We start from the raw sequence: 15434 nt of genomic DNA, 5'->3' as shown, positions 1-15434 counted from the left end.
TCAAGCGGTCAGGCTGACCTCTTCGACCAGGTCCGTACTGATCACCCGGTTGCGACCCGATGCCTTGGCCCGATAGAGCCTGCGGTCGGCCACCGTCATCAGCTCCGTCAGCGGACCGCCCCTGGAGGCGGCCACGCCGATGCTCGCGGTCAGCCGCAGCCTCGGCGCCAGATCGGTCAGGTCGGCGCGTTCGAGTTCGCCGCGCACCGCCTCCGCCACAGCCGACGCCGCCTGGATGTCGAGCCCGGCGAATAGCAGCGCGAATTCCTCGCCCCCGAGCCGGAAGGCCCGCATATGCTGGCCAAGCCCGCTGAGCACGCCGGCCACGCGCTGCAGCACCGCGTCGCCCACCAGGTGCGAATACTGGTCGTTGATGGCCTTGAAGTGGTCGAGATCGGCAATGGCGAGACAGAAGCGGCTGCCCTGCAACTGCTTGAACGCCGCGTCGAAACTGCGCCGGTTGGGCAGGCCCGTCAGCGCATCGTGCCCCGCCTGCTCCTCCAGCGCCGCCGCCTGCACGCGCAGCTTGCTGGTTTCGAGCTGCATTTCCACCAGTTGCGCGCGACGGCGGATCATCTCGCCCATCTGGCGCTGATAGGCGATATGGAACCGCTTGTAGAGCGCCAGCGCTTCGGCCGTATTGCCCAGCGCTTCCTGCACTTCGGAGAGCCGGCGGATAGTATTGGCCTTGTGGTCGGCATGCGAACTCGCCTCGGCCAGCGCCACCGCGCGCTCGCAGAATTCCAGGGCCTCCGCGAGCCGCCCGGTGCGCGTCAGCAGTTCGCCGCGCGTATAGAGATAGTGGATATTTTCGCGCAAGCCGACCTCGCCGGTCAGCGCGTCCCAGCGCTGGAGATAGGCGCCCGCCACGTCCTCGCGGTGAAGCAAGGCATAATATTCGGCGCCGTTGCACAATGCCGTGCGCAGCGACCACTTGCAGCCACAGGCCTCGGCAACGGCGATGGCCTGGTCATTGGTGGCCAGCGCCCGCTCGCGCCACTGCCGCCCCTCATCCACCTTGCCCTCGTTCTCGGCCGCCTCGGCAATCGACACCTGCGAAAACGCCAGGTTGCAGAGGTAGAGCGACTCCGCCCACGGGTCACCCGTATCGCGCACCAGCGCCAGGCTTCGCTCCAGTAGTGGCCCCACCAACTGGTCCTGCCGGCAGTACATCAGCGTCACGGCCTTAGCATTGACGGCAAAGGCCAGGATGGACGGGATGTCGGCCAGTTCGGCCAGGCTCACCGCCGTACTGGCCTCGGCAAAGCCTTCGTCAACGAGGCCGAGTTCGACCAGCAGCCAGGCATAGATGGCGCTCGCATGCGCCTCGCGCGCAGTATCGCCGAGCTGCGCCCACAGCGCCTTGGCGGCAATGGCGCAGTCGATGCCCTGCTCGGCATGGCCCAGTTGCAGGCAGAACCAGCCGATCTGCGTCAGGCATTGCGCAATGCTGGTATCGTCTTCCGCCTCGCGGGCCACTTCGAGCAGCGCGCGCACCTCCTGCAGCGCCTCGGCCGAGCGGCCGGAACGCCCCATATCCCAGGTCCGGGTCAGGGCATCGGTCAGGTCGGGGACAGACGGTTTGGGCACGGCAGCGCCTGAGCTTGCGATCGATCGCCTCAGGATCGGCTTTTCGCGTAAACAAACCGAAAAGGCAGCCGTTGCAAGGCCACCGATGGCTCAGCGCCCGGCCATTCCCAATGCCTGGCGGATCGACTCGTCCTGTTCGGTGCGCTGCAGGATGACGCCCCACCAGCCCAGCCCGTCATATTCCTGGTAGCCCAGCGTGCGGGCGAAGGCGACGATATTGCCCCTTCCGTCATAATAGCTCCCGCGCTGGCGATCTTCATGGCGCAGGTCGAAGGCGGTGAAGCGGCTTTCCGGCCGCGTCGAGGCGATCACCCTGCCCCGGCCATCGAGCAGCATGACCTCGGTGCGCTCGGCGATCTTGGGCGGCAGGGCCGCCTCGGTCTCGACGATGGAACGACCCTGTTCCTGCCAGTCGAAATAGACGCCCAGCGTGCCCAGCACCTGGCCATTGGCGCGGCCATTGCTGCGCACTGCCGTACTATAGACCAACGCCTCGCGCCCGCCATGATGCGGGCTCTCCGCCACCTCGCCCACCGCATAGGCATCGCCCGAGCTGGTGCTGCGCGCCGCACGGAACCAGGCCTCGCGCGAAAAATCGGCCCCCACGATATTGCGGGCATGGTCGGCATTGGCGCTGGCCACCACGCGGCCCTGCGCATCGGTCAGCACCAGGTCGCAATAGACGCTGTAAAACCTGTTGATCGTGGCCAGCCGGTTGGCCGCAAAACCCACCGCATCGGCACCGGCGTCGGGCTCCAGCGCCTGCCAGAACGCTGTATCGGTGGCCCACCAGCGCACATCCGCGGTTCGCTCATAGAGGTTGCGCACGATCAGTTGCACCAGCGATTGCGCCAGGTCGATCAGGCGCGCACCCTCCATCTCGTCGACCAGCGTCTCGCTCATGGCCCGGCTGAGCGAAATCCGGCCCACCAGGACATCCTGGAAGCGGGTGGCGATATCGGCCGCCCGGTCGGCCAGCCGCTGCACTTCGTCGGCCACCACGGCAAAGCCCTTGCCGGCGTCCCCGGCCCGCGCGGCTTCGATGATGGCGTTGATGGCCAGCAGCTTGGTCTGCTTGACGATCTGCAGGTTGCTGCTCGAATAGGATTGCAGCTCGGTCCCGATGCCGTCCATCACCACACGCATGGCGCGCGGCGATGCGGCTACGGCCGCATTGTCGTTCGAATTCATCTTTGCGTCCCAATGCACCTTGGGTCGGCCAGACGATTGTCGCTTGCGCGCAGGCAATATTTTACGGCAAAGGACAGCCACTTGGTTCGACAGTATTAGCGGCCGGATCATGAATGGATATGGTAACCAGCCGGTAAATTTGTCTTCTTCTATATCTCGATCCACACCGGCACGGATTTGAACGCGGGCGTCTTGCTGCGCGGATCGACCTCGGTGCCGACAAGCACATTGGCCTCGGGATAATAGGCCATGGCGCTGCCCCGCGGCAGGTCGAACATTGTGGCGATGGCGCTCATCCGCCCGGTATCCGATGCCAGCGTCACCGCCTGCCCCTCGCTGAGGCCGAATGCCGCCATGTCCTCGCCATTGAGGAACACCGCATGCCGCCCGGCGCCGCCGCGATAGCTGTCCTTTTCCTCGTAGATGATGGTGTTGAACTGCCCCTCGCTGCGCATCGTCGCCAGCGTCAGTCTGTCACGCTGCAGTTTCGGCAGCGGTGTCACCACGAAATGCGCCTTGCCGTCCACCGTGCCGAATTCGGGCGTGTGCATGACCCGGTGTTTGATGTGAAATTCCTGCTTGGCCACGCCGATATCGGCCAGTTGCTCCATGCCCGGCACGATGGCGGCGATGGCGTCGCGCACCTTGTTATGTGCGCTGAAGGCCTTGAAATTTATGGGTGAATTCGGCAGCAGCCGTTGCCCCAACTCGCCCAGTATCCAGCTTTCGGGCCGCACATTGTCCAGCCGGTGAATGCCGCCGTCGGAAAGCCGGACATAGTTGAACATCGATTCCTGCGTCGTCGGCTCCCATTCTTCGTCGCGCGCCGTCACCGGCAGGATCATCACCTCGCCGTCGCCCAGCCCGTGCACATGACCCATATTGAGCGTGGTGGTGAGGAACAGCTTGAACCCGATGGCCCCCATCGCCCGGCTGGCAAAAGCCCGATCCGGCGTGGCGCCCCACAAATTGCCCCCCATGATGACCGCGCTGTCGATGTCGCCGGCCTCGGCCGCCTTGAGGCAGGCCATGGTGTCAAAACCCTTCTCCTCGGGGAATTTCACCCCGAATTCGGCCTCCATCTTCGCCAGCACCGCCTTGGCCAGCACCGGCTTCACCCCAATCGTGCCGATGCCCTGCACGTTGGAATGCCCGCGCAGCGGCAACAGGCCGGCATAGCGCTTGCCCACCATGCCGCGCAGCATGGCCAGGTTGGCGATGGCCTCCACATTGGCGACGCCGTGAATGTGGTGCGTCATGCCCATGCCCCAGGCGAACACCACCCGCTCGGCCTGCCCGTAGCGCCGGGCGACATGGGTAATCTCCTCCCGCCCGATGCCGCAGGCGTCCGTGATCTCGTCCCAGCCCAGCGCATCGAGATCGGCCCGGAAGGCGGCAAAGCCACTCGTATGGTCGGCCAGGAAAGCTTTCGCCTCCAGGCCCAGCTCCAGCACCGCCTTGGCAATGCCCTTCATCAGCGCGATGTCCGAACCGATGCGCGGCTGCACATAGTCCGAGGCAATCTCGCTGCCGCCCTTGAGCATCGAACTCGGCGATTTGGGCACTGCGAACTTCACCAGCCCCGGCTCCTTGGCCGGATTGATGACGATCACCTCCCCGCCCCGCTCGCGGCAGTTCTTCAGCATGTGGATGAAGCGCGGATGGTTGGACGACGGGTTGGCGCCGATCACGAAGATCATGTCGGCCCCGGTCAAATCCTCCAGCTCGACGCTGGCCGTGCCCTTGCCGATAGTGGTCGCCAGCCCCTCGCTGGTCGCCTGGTGGCAGTAATACGAGCAGTTGTTGACGTTGTTGGTGCCATAGGCCCGCGCCACCAGTTGGAACAGGAAACCCGCCTCGTTGGACGAGCGTCCCGAGGAATAGAAAAAGCTCCGCTTCGGATCGGTGGTCCCGAGCCGGGCCGCGGCATGCTCGAGAGCGAAATCCCAGTCGACCGGCTGGAAATGATCCGATCCGGCCGCCTTGAACAAGGGCGTGTCCAGCCGGCCCAGATGCTCCATCTCCCGCCCGTTCAGTTCTTGCAGGTCTTCCAGTTCATGCTCGAAAATCGCGTATGGAATGGCCGGTTGGATATCGGTCGATTGCGCCTGCACGCTCTTGTTGCAGACCGAAGGGAACTCGCCCAGCTCATTGGTCATACCGCCGCGCTGCCCGCCCATGCCATAGGCACAGGCCTTGCAGGCATTCTTGGCCGTCAACGCCTTGCCGGCCTTGCCCACGCCCATATGGGTAATGGTGGCTAGTGTATACAGAACCTTCTTGGGCCCACCCCCAACAATGCGGCTTGTATCGGCCATGGCACGGCTCCGGCTAAATTGTGTATACATAGTTGACGGATTGCACCGCCGACGCAAGCGATCTGCGTTCCGCTCGCTCGGAAATGTACCCCCATCCGGCCCGGCGCGCCTAGCGTCCTTCCGGCAGGAAGCCGGGCGCCCAGGAATGATCCAGCCCCTCGGCAATCACGGTGGCCGTCAGGTTGCCGGCGCTGGCTTCGACGGCCTGGCCGAGGGCCGGCGGGGAGGCAAGCGTCCGAATCGCTGCGGACGTGACGGCGAAGCGGTACATTTCGAGGGCCTTTCATTGCGGCCGGGTCCAGAAACTTGAATGCGTATGTGGACATGACCATGTTCATGCCGACACCCGCTTGACCGCAACGCGGCGGGCGGGCAATTTGAGCTTATCTCCCCTCAAAACTAATCGTGAAGCGCACGCCGAACGGATTTTGGCTGGGGAGAAGCCTATTAGCTTGCCGAATGGAGGCGACGAATGGACAAGATCCCGATGACGGTGGGCGGCCACAAGGCCCTGACCGCCGAGTTTGAGCATCGTACTGCGAGCGAACGCCGTCGCATCATCGACGCCATCGCCGAAGCGCGTGCCCATGGGGACCTGTCCGAAAACGCCGAATATTCGGCGGCCAAGGAACAGCAGAGCCTCAACGAGGGCCGCATCAAGGAACTCGAGACCATCCTGGCGCTGGCCGACATCATCGATGTCAGTAAGCTCAGCGGCACCTCGGTCAAGTTCGGCGCCACCGTCACCTATCTCGACGAGGACACCGAGGAAGAAAAGACCTACCAGGTCGTCGGCGATCCCGAAGCCGATGCCTCGGCCGGCCGCATCTCGATTTCCTCGCCCATCGCCCGCGCCATGATCGGCAAGTCCGAAGGCGATTCGTTCGAGGTCGCCGCTCCCGGCGGGGCCCGCAGCTACGAAATCATCAAGATCAAGTATGTCTGATGCCCAAAGGTTAGGCATTCGCCTGGCCTGGGGTGTGACATTTCCGTCTGTTCCACAGGCGCGTGGCTGCCATTGGAATGGTTTGCCTTGAAAGAATACTCCTTCGCCCTCTACCTTAGGGGCCGAGGGAGTATTCGCATTTGTCGGAGAGCGTCGCGATGCACGCGAAAGTCATCATCATCGGTTCCGGTCCGGCCGGTTACACCGCCGCCATCTATGCGGCGCGTGCCATGCTGGAGCCCGTGATGATTCAGGGCCTGCAGCCCGGTGGGCAGTTGACCATCACCACCGATGTCGAGAATTACCCCGGCTTTGCCGACGTCGTCCAGGGCCCCTGGCTCATGGACCAGATGAAGGCCCAGGCCGAGCATGTCGGCACGCGCATCGTCAACGACATCATCGTCAACGTCGATTTCGACCGGCGCCCCTTTGTGCTGACCAGCGACAGCGGCACCGTCTACACCGCCGACAGCGTCATCATCGCCACCGGCGCCCAGGCCAAGTGGCTGGGCCTGCCCAGCGAGCAGAAATTCCAGGGCTTTGGCGTCTCCGCCTGCGCCACCTGCGATGGCTTCTTCTATCGCAACAAGGAAGTGCTGGTGGTCGGCGGCGGCAATACCGCGGTCGAGGAAGCCCTGTTTCTCACCAATTTCGCCTCCAAGGTGATTCTGGTGCATCGCCGCGACGAGTTCCGCGCCGAGCGCATCCTGCAGGACCGCCTGTTCCGCAATCCCAAGATCGAAGTGCGCTGGAATACCGAGATCGTCGAGGTTGGCGGCTCGCCCATGCCGCCTTCGGTCAATACGGTGACCCTGCGCGACATCGCCAGCAACCGCACCTATGAGCAGCCGATCGACGGCATCTTCATCGCCATCGGCCACGCGCCCTCCACCTCCATTTTCGCCGGCAAGCTCGACATGAAACCGGGCGGCTACCTGCAGGTGAAGCCCGGCACCACCGAAACCAACATTGCCGGCGTCTTTGCTGCCGGCGATGTGACAGACGACGTTTACCGCCAGGCGATCACCGCCGCCGGCATGGGTTGCATGGCCGCGCTCGAAGCCGAACGTTACCTCGCCGAACACGAACTCGCCGAAGCGGCGGAGTAGCACACAGACACCCAACCAAAGGCGTCACCTGGAAATGCTCGACTGGGACAAACTCCGGATTTTCCACACCGCCGCCGAGTCGGGCAGTTTCACGCATGCCGCCGAAAAGCTCGGCATGAGCCAGTCGGCCGTGTCCAGGCAGATTTCAGCGCTTGAGGACGACCTGGGCCTCAAGCTCTTCATCCGCCATGCCCGCGGCCTGGTGCTGACCGAAGTGGGCGAACAGCTCTTCCGCACCGCCCATCGCATGCATTGGGAACTCCAGCAGGTGGAAACCCAGATGTCCGAGAGCCAGGACGTCCCCACCGGCCCGCTCATCGTCACCACCACGGTCGGCATCGGCTCGACCTGGCTATCCTCGCGGCTCGACGAATTTTTGAAGCTCTATCCGCTGATCCAGCTCGAAATCCGCCTCAACGACGCCGAGCTGGACCTGGCCATGCGCGAGGCCGACGTGGCCATTCGCCTGCACCGGCCCAACCAGTCCGAGATGATCCAGCGCAAGCTGTTCACCGTGCACAACCACTTCTATGCGTCGACCGGCTATATCGACGAGTTCGGCATGCCCTCCAGCGCCGAACAGCTCGATGACCACCGCATCATCAGCTTCGGCGAGCCGGTGCCGTCCTATCTCGGCGACATCAACTATCTCGAACGCATGGGCCGCAGCGATTCCAGCCCGCGCCGCGCCGCGCTCAAGGTCAACGCCATCTATGGCATGCTGCAGGCCTGCCGCGCCGGCATCGGCATCGCCATGCTGCCCGACTACGTCACCGAAAAGGAAGACGGCCTGGTCCAGGTGCTGCCCGAGATCGAGCTGCCGGCCTATGAGGGCTTCTTCGTCTATCCCCCCGCCCTCAAGAACTCCAAGCGCGTCGGCGTTTTCCGCGACTTCCTCGTCGCCAAGGCGCGGGAATGGAGCTTCTGACATCGCGCCACGCCCTCGTGGTTCGAGGCTCGCGAAGGGCTCGCACCTCACCATGAGGGCTGCTGGAACACCGGATCAAGAGTAGCCCTCATGGTGAGGTGCGCCACTTGGCGCCTCGAACCACGAGGGCGTGCCACCGAGGCCCCCATGCCCATCACCACCATCGCCCTCGATGCCGACGATACCCTCTGGCAGAACGAGCAGTTCTTCCGCTTGACCGAACAGCGCTTCGCCGATCTGCTCAAGGACTATACCGACGCGCCCGACCTCAACGATCGCCTCATCGCCTCGGTCACCAAAAACCTTGCCTTCTACGGCTTCGGCATGAAGGGCTTTGCCCTCTCCATGGTGGAAACCGCCCTCGACGTCACGGACCACCGCGTCCCCGGCACGGTCATCGCCGAAATGCTCGCCGCCGGCCGCGAGCTGCTGAGCTATCCCATCGAAACCCTGCCCCATGTCGACCAGGCCCTCGACCAGTTGCAGCAGACCCACCGGCTGATCCTCGTCACCAAGGGCGATGTCTTCGACCAGGAGCGCAAGGTCGCCGCCTCGGGGCTCGCCGGCTATTTCGCCGCTATTGAAATCGTCGCCGACAAGAACGCCGCCACCTATGCCCGCGTCTTCGAGCGCCATACCGATGGGCCCGACCACACCGTCATGGTCGGCAACTCCCTGCGCTCCGACATCCTGCCGGCCCTCGCGGCGGGCAGCTTCGCCGTCTATGTCCCCCACGACCTGACCTGGTCCTACGAACATGCCGACGAACCTGTGGGCGAGCCGCGCTATCGCAAGATCGCCCATCTCGGCGAGCTCGCCGACGCCATAGCCAGCCTGGAGCGCGCGGAATAGGCACGTTCCAAACCGCATGCACGCCGCGCATGGCTTCCATGTCACCTGCCCGATTGTTGGGCAGAAGCCCGCGGCCTATATGCCCTGCAGCACAGCGGGTGCTTCTCCTCCTCCCTTGCGCCCTGCTGCGTTCCCTCCTTGCGGGAATTCGTTCCTGCAACTTTGTGGCTCCGCTCTCCCCTCGAGCGGGGCCACATTCTTTTTCAAGCCTGCGCAAAATTGCATGGCTGACATGTTTGTCATCGTATTGTCTACCGATCCGATAGAGTTCATATAGCCAGTGTCGCTGAGACGCGCTCCGTATCCTCCTCCCTCGGACCCCGTATCGCGACACCGAACCGGGATCGTATCCTCCTCCCTCGATCCAGGTTCAACGGCAGAGCGCATATCCTCCTCCCTTGCTCTCTGCCCCACTTTCGATTTGGCTTCGGCCGGTCATCAGGCTCCAACTTCGGTTGGAGCCTCTTTTTTTGGCCTTCCCACCCACTGCACCGGCGCAATGGACAACTTGTCGCTGTGCGAAATGCATGGCAGTCATGTTGACCCATCTATTGCTGACCAAACGGTCAAAACCTATATTGGCCTTGTCGCTGGTGAAGCCGCTCCGTCTCCTCCTCCCTCGGACCCGCTTCTTGCGACACCGGATCTAGGCCATCTCCTCCTCCCTTGGCTTGGGTCCACCCGGTTCGGCGCATATCCTCCTCCCTTGCGCTGGACCAAAACTTTCGATTTGGCTTCGGCCCTATCATCAGGCTCCAACTTCGGTTGGAGCCTCTTTTTTTGCCCAGGGTCCCGCGTGGAAACCGCCAGCGAATCTGCATGGCAGCGTTTCCCATTGCGCGTTTGTGTCGCGCGACCCGGCGTCCGATACTGCCTCTTGACCAGACCAGCGGCGTTCGTGGCGCCGCTCCTCCAAGGTCAGATGCTTCGGCTGAAGACCTCTAAGGCCCCGCCCATCCCCTCGGGCGGGGCCTTTTCTTTTTCAAGCGTTTCCAGCAAAAGTGGCAACGGTTTGCGGTTCGGAAACGCAACAAACCAAGACACTGGTCCATTCTTGCCCCGACCCCGGCAAATTCTGCCGTCCCCGCCGCCACACGCCGGCTCAACCAGTTGTTTTTGCTGACCCTTCCCCGCGGCATGTTGCTTGCATCACGGTCTTTGACCGTTCGCAGGAGCATCCGATGGTTGCCGTCAGCACCGCCTATTCGACCAACAGCTACTACAAGGCCGCAGCCTCGGCCCAGGCGGCCAATGCCGCCAACGCTGCGGCGGCAAGCACGGCGGCTGGCAATACCACGGAACAGGCGGCCACCTCGGTCACCCTGTCGGACGAAGCGATGGCCGCCCTCGCCGACCGGGACTTCGCCGCCGTGATCGCCGATGCGCGCGCCAAGCTCTCCGCCCTGCTGACCGAAGCCGACCGCACCTCGCCGCTCGAGGGCGACAAGCTGGCGCTCGATCTCTCCAGCCTCGATGCCCGCGAACTCTTTGCCATGGCCAGCGACGACAGCTTCACCTCGGACGAGCGCGACGCCGCCGGCCTCGAAATGCAGCGTCGTTTCGAGGCCGCCCTGGCCGGTCCCGCCGCCGTCGCCCAGGTGACCGGCAATTTCACCGGCCTCTACAAGGCCGCCGCCGAATATCTCGACAGCCTCGGTCCCGAGGAAAAGGCCGGCGCCGACTGGATCGCCGGCCGCGCCGCCATCACCGAGGCGCAAAAGCAGTTGCAGGTTGCCCCCAAGACCATGCCCGATGCCGGCGAGGACGATCCCGTCGCGCTCTACTTGGCGCTGGTCGAGGCCGGCCAGGCCGCCGAGCCCCAGGCCATCGAGGACGTGGCCACCGGCGCCCGCAAGACGCTCGACACCCTCTATGCCGACGCCATCAAGGCCGGCAAGGTGCCCACCTTCAACAAGTCGACCACCATCGGCACCTATATCGACATGTCCAAACTGCCCAGCCGCACCCTGTCATCCATCGTGCTGGACGGCACCGGCCAGTTCACCACCCAGGAAGTCAGCGCCGCCAATACCGCCCTGCGCGGCAAGAGCGGCGCGGCCCTGGTCGCCGGCTTCCAGAATGCCGCCAAATCCAGCGACCCCACCGCCTTCAGCCAGAACATCATGGCCATCTTCGCCTCGATGAGCGCCGAGGAACGCCAGGCCGCCGGCTGGAGCGAAAAGTTCTACCAGGCCGCCGTCGACAGCTACACCACCACCAGCAAACTCACCCAGATGTTCGCCGAAGCCGGCGGCGACAGCACCGGATTTTTGAGCTGGATGGGGAAATAGCTTCTTTTTCACCTCTCCCTTTGGGGAGAGGTCGACCCTCTTGGGTCGGGTGAGGAGGCCTTCCCCAGGCGCCGCACCAAGAAAAGGCCCTCACCCGGCGCTGCGCGCCGACCTCTCCCCAAAGGGAGAGGTGACGCCTAGCGTATCCCCGCGCAGAACCCCTGGATCCGCGCCACCGCCTCTTCCAGTTCCGCGTTACTGGCCGCATAGCTCAGCCGGAAATGCCCCGGCAATCCAAATGCCGCGCCATGCACCAGCGCCACGCCGGTTTCCTCCAGCAGCGCCATGACGAAATCCTCGTCACTATCGAGCGTCTTGCCCCCGGCGGTGGTCTTGCCCAGCAGCCGCTTGCACGAGGGGAACACGTAGAACGCCCCCTCCGGGGTCAGGCAATCGAGCCCGGTATTGGCATTGAGCCCCTTGACCACTAGGTCGCGCCGCTCCTGGAACACCTGCCGCCACTCCGCGAGGAATCCCTGCGGCCCGTTCAGCGCCTCGACCGCCGCCCATTGCGCGATGGAACTGGGATTGGTGGTCGACTGGCTTTGCAGCTTCAGCATCGCCGCCAGCAATGGCCGTGGCCCGGTGCAATAGCCGATGCGCCAGCCGGTCATGGCGTGCGACTTGGACACCCCGTTCATCGTCAGCGTGCGCGGCTGCAAAGCCGGCTCCACCTGGGCGATGGTGGCAAATGTGCCGCCGTCATAGACCAGCACTTCATAAATATCGTCGGTGAGAATATGCACATGTGGGTGCCGCAGCAGCACCGCCGCCAGCCCCTTGAGCTCCTCTGCCGTATAGGCCGCCCCGCTGGGATTGGACGGCGTATTGAGGATCAGCCACTTGGTCCGAGGCGTGATCGCCGCCTCCAGCACATCCGGCTTGAGCTTGAAGCCGGTGCTCGAATCCGCCACCGCGAAGACCGGCTCAGCGCCGCACAGCCGAACAATCTCGGGGTAGCTCACCCAATAGGGCACCGGCACCACGACCTCGTCGCCGGGATTGAGCGTCGCCATCAGCGCGTTGAAGATGATCTGCTTGCCGCCCGAGGCCACGAAACAGTCCGCCGCCGTCACATCCAGCCCGTTGTCGCGCCGGAACTTGGCCGCCACCGCTTCCTTGAGCTCGGGAATGCCGTCGACATTGGTATAGCGCGTCTTGCCTTCATTCATGGCGCGAATGGCCGCTTCACGCACATGCAACGGCGTGTCGAAGTCGGGTTCGCCCGCCGAGAGCGCGATGATATCGCGCCCCTCCTGCGCCATGGTGCGCGCCTTCTGGCTGATCGCCACCGTCGCCGACGGCGCCACGCGCTCCAATGCCTCGGACAAGAACCCCATTCGTCACTCTCCCCGGAAATGCCGGCAGACAGATACGGGGTCGCGCCGGCGGCGGCAAGCGCTACGAAGGTGGGCGCGCCGCCTCCCGACGGGTCTGGTGCCACAGTTTCGCCCTCAAATGGTACGCGCCGCACCCTATTCGACACAAACTCGAACCGCATTCACATGGCTTGATAGCACCATTGCGAAGACACGGACGACGGATCCCATGCACAAATCGACGTCCAGGCGGAAAAGTTTCAGGCTCTACGCCATTGCCACGACGGCCCTGCTGGGTCTCGGCGCGATGGCTGCCCTGATTGCCGGCGTCACACCGGCCACTGCCGCGAACCTGGCCAGCCAGCCCGACACCCAGATTGCGGTGTTCATGGTGCCACTGACCATTCTGGTCGTCGCGATCTTGCTTGAAGCCACGCGCATTGCCTTGCGCGGCGCTCTCCCGGCCGAGGCACCGCTTCGCCGCACGACCCATCGCCATTGGTCTCCCGGCCAGGGCGAAGGCTGACTTCCCGACGTCACTGGGCCGGCCTTGCGCCGGCCCTTTTCTTTTCCGACCATCGGGCTACACTTGGACCGAGGAGGACTTCAACATGCTTGTCGATACCATCCTGCAAACCAAGGGCGTGATCGTCCACACCCTGCCTGAAACCGATACCTTGGCCGATGCGGTTGGCCTGCTCAACACCCACAATATCGGCGCCGTAGTCATCACCGATGCCGGCGGTGCCATCATCGGCATCCTGTCCGAGCGCGACATCATCCGCCGCCTCGGCAAGGATCCGGCCGGCGCCCTGGCCCTGCCCATCGGCAAGGCCATGACCCGCGGCGTCGTCACCTGCCGGCGCGACACCAACATTGCCGAGGTCATGGAGCGCATGACCAGCCTGCGCATCCGTCATATGCCCGTCGCCGAAACCGGCGGACTGGTCGGCATCGTCTCCATCGGCGATGTGGTCAAATACAAGATCCAGGAAGCCGAACACGAGGCCGAAGTGCTAAGGGAATACATCGCTTCCTGATCCGCGCGGGCCGTTCCGATGCTGCAGAGTTTTCTTCTCGTCTTTCTCGGCGTCGCCGCGGCCCAGGCCTCGCCCGGCCCCAACATGTTCGCCGTCATTGGCGTCGCCCTGGGCAATGGCCGCCGCGCCGCCCTGCTGGTTGTCGCCGGCATTGCCTCGGGCACCCTGGTCTGGGCGGCCATGGCCGCGCTCGGGCTCGGCGCGGTCTTCGCTGCCGTTCCCGCCCTGCTCACCGCGCTCAAATTCATCGGCGGCGCCTATCTCTGCTATATGGGCTTTCGCGGCCTGCGCGCCGTGCTGCGCGGCACCGATTCCGCGTTGCGCGCCGAAACCCGCCCTCTTTCGGACCTTGCCGCCTGGCGCCGTGGCCTCTTCGTGGTTCTGACCAATCCCAAGGCCCTGCTGATGTGGCTGGCTTTGGCCACGTTCCTTTTCGGCACCGGGCTCAATCCCGGCCAGGTCCTGCTGTTCGGCCCGGCCGTGGCCCTCTCGTCGGCGCTGATCTACGGCTGTTACGGCGTCATGTTCTCCACCGGCCTCGCCAGCCGCGGCTATGCCCGCTTCTGGCGCTGGATCGAAGCCGCCTTCGGCACCGCTTTCGGTGCTCTGGGCCTCACCCTGCTCATTTCGGGCATCCGGGATTTGCGCCCCTAGCCTACACCAACCGCATCAGCCCCGCCGCCGTCGGCCCAAACCCGCATTGCCGGTAAAAACCCTCCAGATGCGGCTCGAAATCCACATGCAGCCACTGCGCCCCGCGCTGCCGCGCCACCGCCGCCGCCCGCTCCACCAGCCGCGAGGCAATGCCCCGCCGCCGAAACGCCGGATCGACGCAGGTATCGAGGATAAAGGCATGCACGCCGCCATCCCAGGCGACATTGACGAAACCGACCAGCGTGGCGCCGTCATAAGCGCCCATATGCGCCAGGCTCCGCTCCAGCAGCGGCCGGAAACTGTCATGCCCGTCATCGCCCCATGCCGCGCGCCACAGCCGGTGCATTGCGTCGTCGGCCGGGAACGGGTCCGTCACGATCTCGATCAAATCGACCTCCTGTCCTTACCAACCTGACCAAGTCTTCATCCGCTCGCAAGGTCGTGAACAGGCGACACTCTCTAGGGTCATTCATGCCGGATCAACCGGCTCCCATGCAAAGGACCCCTCCATGAAGACGATCACGACGACCGCCATTGTGGCGCTGATGACGGCCACTATCGGCCTTTCCGCCATTGCCCCCACCTATGCGCAGGATGCTGCCGCCCCTGCCCAGGAACAGAAAGGGGAACAGGCCTTCCGCCACGACGGTCCCGGCATTCACTTCCGCCAGGACGGTCGCGAGGGTGCCGCCCGCGGTGGCCTCATTGATTTTCTCGGCAAGGGCGACGGCACCGAAGCCGTCGAAATCGCCCTCGTCCGCCTCAGCCACGCCATCGAGATGACCGCCGAGCAGCAGGCGCTGTTCGATACGCTCAAAACCGACGCGCTGGCCGCCGCCCAAGCCTTCTCCACCGCCACCGAGGGTCTGCGCCCCGCCGCGCCGGCCGAGGGTCAGGCGGCAGAGCCTCCTGCCTTCTCCGACATGCTGGAAAACCGCATCGCCTTCGAAACCGCCCATCTTGCCGCGCTCGAAGCCGTGCAGCCGGCAGCCACCGCCTTCTTCGACAGCCTCACCGCCGAGCAGCAGGCCCAGTTGACCCCGCAGCGCCCCGATCGCGGCGACATGCCGGGCGGCTTCGGCAAGGGCGGCTCGCGTCATCAGGGCAACCAGCAGGGCGGCCCCGGCGCTCCGGCGCCCGGTGGCGCCCCGCCGGCCAACGGCTAACCACCGCAAACCCCGGCGCTCAACCGCCGG

15 protein-coding genes are annotated in these 15434 nt (G+C 64.6%); 9 read left to right on the top strand and 6 right to left on the bottom strand.

Annotation, left to right across the window (positions count from 1 at the left end; translation table 11 throughout):
- The 4 genes from ASD80_RS05840 to ASD80_RS18700 all read right to left on the bottom strand — a co-directional run bounded on the left by ASD80_RS05840 (position 1) and on the right by ASD80_RS18700 (position 5370).
- The gene (locus ASD80_RS05840) at positions 1-1590 is read right to left on the bottom strand and encodes a tetratricopeptide repeat-containing diguanylate cyclase (protein ID WP_056230288.1); all 1590 of its coding nucleotides are present in this window, start codon (positions 1588-1590) and stop codon (positions 1-3) included.
- A gap of 90 nt (positions 1591-1680) precedes the next feature.
- Positions 1681-2781, bottom strand: coding sequence for a methyl-accepting chemotaxis protein (locus tag ASD80_RS05835; RefSeq protein WP_056230285.1), 1101 nt, complete (start codon positions 2779-2781; stop codon positions 1681-1683).
- 149 nt (positions 2782-2930) lie between these two features.
- Positions 2931-5099, bottom strand: a complete 2169-nt coding sequence (locus ASD80_RS05830) for an FdhF/YdeP family oxidoreductase (RefSeq protein ID WP_056230284.1) — start codon at positions 5097-5099, stop codon at positions 2931-2933.
- A gap of 109 nt (positions 5100-5208) precedes the next feature.
- Positions 5209-5370: a hypothetical protein gene (locus tag ASD80_RS18700; protein ID WP_156460347.1), complete on the bottom strand. Its 162-nt coding sequence runs from the start codon at positions 5368-5370 to the stop codon at positions 5209-5211.
- Positions 5371-5571: 201 nt separating this feature from the next.
- Between ASD80_RS18700 and greA the strand changes: the two genes are divergently transcribed.
- The 5 genes from greA (at position 5572) to ASD80_RS05805 (ending at position 11225) form a co-directional block, all read left to right on the top strand.
- A complete protein-coding gene (gene greA, locus ASD80_RS05825; protein WP_056230281.1) occupies positions 5572-6045 on the top strand; it encodes a transcription elongation factor GreA in 474 nt (157 codons plus the stop codon).
- A gap of 158 nt (positions 6046-6203) precedes the next feature.
- A complete protein-coding gene (gene trxB, locus ASD80_RS05820; protein ID WP_056230279.1) occupies positions 6204-7154 on the top strand; it encodes a thioredoxin-disulfide reductase in 951 nt (316 codons plus the stop codon).
- 34 nt (positions 7155-7188) lie between these two features.
- The gene (locus tag ASD80_RS05815) at positions 7189-8082 is read left to right on the top strand and encodes a LysR family transcriptional regulator (RefSeq protein WP_056230277.1); all 894 of its coding nucleotides are present in this window, start codon (positions 7189-7191) and stop codon (positions 8080-8082) included.
- Positions 8083-8229: 147 nt separating this feature from the next.
- Positions 8230-8934, top strand: a complete 705-nt coding sequence (locus ASD80_RS05810) for an HAD family hydrolase (RefSeq protein ID WP_056230274.1) — start codon at positions 8230-8232, stop codon at positions 8932-8934.
- Between the two features lie 1181 nt (positions 8935-10115).
- The gene (locus tag ASD80_RS05805) at positions 10116-11225 is read left to right on the top strand and encodes a hypothetical protein (protein ID WP_056230270.1); all 1110 of its coding nucleotides are present in this window, start codon (positions 10116-10118) and stop codon (positions 11223-11225) included.
- Between the two features lie 137 nt (positions 11226-11362).
- Here ASD80_RS05805 and ASD80_RS05800 read toward each other — a convergent pair whose 3' ends face one another.
- A complete protein-coding gene (locus ASD80_RS05800) occupies positions 11363-12565 on the bottom strand; it encodes a pyridoxal phosphate-dependent aminotransferase (protein WP_056230267.1) in 1203 nt (400 codons plus the stop codon).
- A 208-nt stretch (positions 12566-12773) separates the two neighbouring features.
- Here ASD80_RS05800 and ASD80_RS05795 point away from each other — a divergent pair, with 208 nt between their 5' ends.
- From ASD80_RS05795 to ASD80_RS05785, 3 genes are all read left to right on the top strand, one after another.
- A complete protein-coding gene (locus ASD80_RS05795) occupies positions 12774-13070 on the top strand; it encodes a hypothetical protein (RefSeq protein ID WP_056230265.1) in 297 nt (98 codons plus the stop codon).
- 85 nt (positions 13071-13155) lie between these two features.
- Entirely contained in the window at positions 13156-13584 is a 429-nt protein-coding gene (locus ASD80_RS05790; RefSeq protein WP_056230262.1) for a CBS domain-containing protein, read from the top strand.
- 18 nt (positions 13585-13602) lie between these two features.
- A complete protein-coding gene (locus ASD80_RS05785) occupies positions 13603-14238 on the top strand; it encodes a LysE family translocator (RefSeq protein WP_056230259.1) in 636 nt (211 codons plus the stop codon).
- Between the two features lies 1 nt (position 14239).
- Here ASD80_RS05785 and ASD80_RS05780 read toward each other — a convergent pair whose 3' ends face one another.
- Positions 14240-14626 (bottom strand): GNAT family N-acetyltransferase, encoded by a 387-nt coding sequence (locus ASD80_RS05780; protein ID WP_056230256.1) that lies wholly within the window; start codon positions 14624-14626, stop codon positions 14240-14242.
- 121 nt (positions 14627-14747) lie between these two features.
- On the opposite strand from ASD80_RS05780, the gene ASD80_RS05775 reads away from it, so the two are divergent.
- Positions 14748-15404, top strand: a complete 657-nt coding sequence (locus tag ASD80_RS05775; RefSeq protein ID WP_056230253.1) for a Spy/CpxP family protein refolding chaperone — start codon at positions 14748-14750, stop codon at positions 15402-15404.
- Positions 15405-15434 lie beyond the last annotated feature (30 nt).

Source organism: Devosia sp. Root635, from assembly GCF_001427605.1.
Taxonomy (GTDB): Bacteria; Pseudomonadota; Alphaproteobacteria; order Rhizobiales; family Devosiaceae; genus Devosia.
This window is presented reverse-complemented; position numbering and strand designations above follow the sequence as displayed.

What these genes read in the sequence shown, in the direction of transcription:
- ASD80_RS05835 (WP_056230285.1), bottom strand. Translation starts at nt 2,781, where the DNA reads ATGAATTCGAACGACAATGCGGCCGTAGCCGCATCGCCGCGCGCCATG.
- ASD80_RS05830 (WP_056230284.1), bottom strand. Translation starts at nt 5,099, where the DNA reads ATGGCCGATACAAGCCGCATTGTTGGGGGTGGGCCCAAGAAGGTTCTG.
- ASD80_RS18700 (WP_156460347.1), bottom strand. Translation starts at nt 5,370, where the DNA reads ATGTACCGCTTCGCCGTCACGTCCGCAGCGATTCGGACGCTTGCCTCC.
- greA (WP_056230281.1), top strand. Translation starts at nt 5,572, where the DNA reads ATGGACAAGATCCCGATGACGGTGGGCGGCCACAAGGCCCTGACCGCC.
- trxB (WP_056230279.1), top strand. Translation starts at nt 6,204, where the DNA reads ATGCACGCGAAAGTCATCATCATCGGTTCCGGTCCGGCCGGTTACACC.
- ASD80_RS05815 (WP_056230277.1), top strand. Translation starts at nt 7,189, where the DNA reads ATGCTCGACTGGGACAAACTCCGGATTTTCCACACCGCCGCCGAGTCG.
- ASD80_RS05810 (WP_056230274.1), top strand. Translation starts at nt 8,230, where the DNA reads ATGCCCATCACCACCATCGCCCTCGATGCCGACGATACCCTCTGGCAG.
- ASD80_RS05805 (WP_056230270.1), top strand. Translation starts at nt 10,116, where the DNA reads ATGGTTGCCGTCAGCACCGCCTATTCGACCAACAGCTACTACAAGGCC.
- ASD80_RS05800 (WP_056230267.1), bottom strand. Translation starts at nt 12,565, where the DNA reads ATGGGGTTCTTGTCCGAGGCATTGGAGCGCGTGGCGCCGTCGGCGACG.
- ASD80_RS05795 (WP_056230265.1), top strand. Translation starts at nt 12,774, where the DNA reads ATGCACAAATCGACGTCCAGGCGGAAAAGTTTCAGGCTCTACGCCATT.
- ASD80_RS05790 (WP_056230262.1), top strand. Translation starts at nt 13,156, where the DNA reads ATGCTTGTCGATACCATCCTGCAAACCAAGGGCGTGATCGTCCACACC.
- ASD80_RS05785 (WP_056230259.1), top strand. Translation starts at nt 13,603, where the DNA reads ATGCTGCAGAGTTTTCTTCTCGTCTTTCTCGGCGTCGCCGCGGCCCAG.
- ASD80_RS05775 (WP_056230253.1), top strand. Translation starts at nt 14,748, where the DNA reads ATGAAGACGATCACGACGACCGCCATTGTGGCGCTGATGACGGCCACT.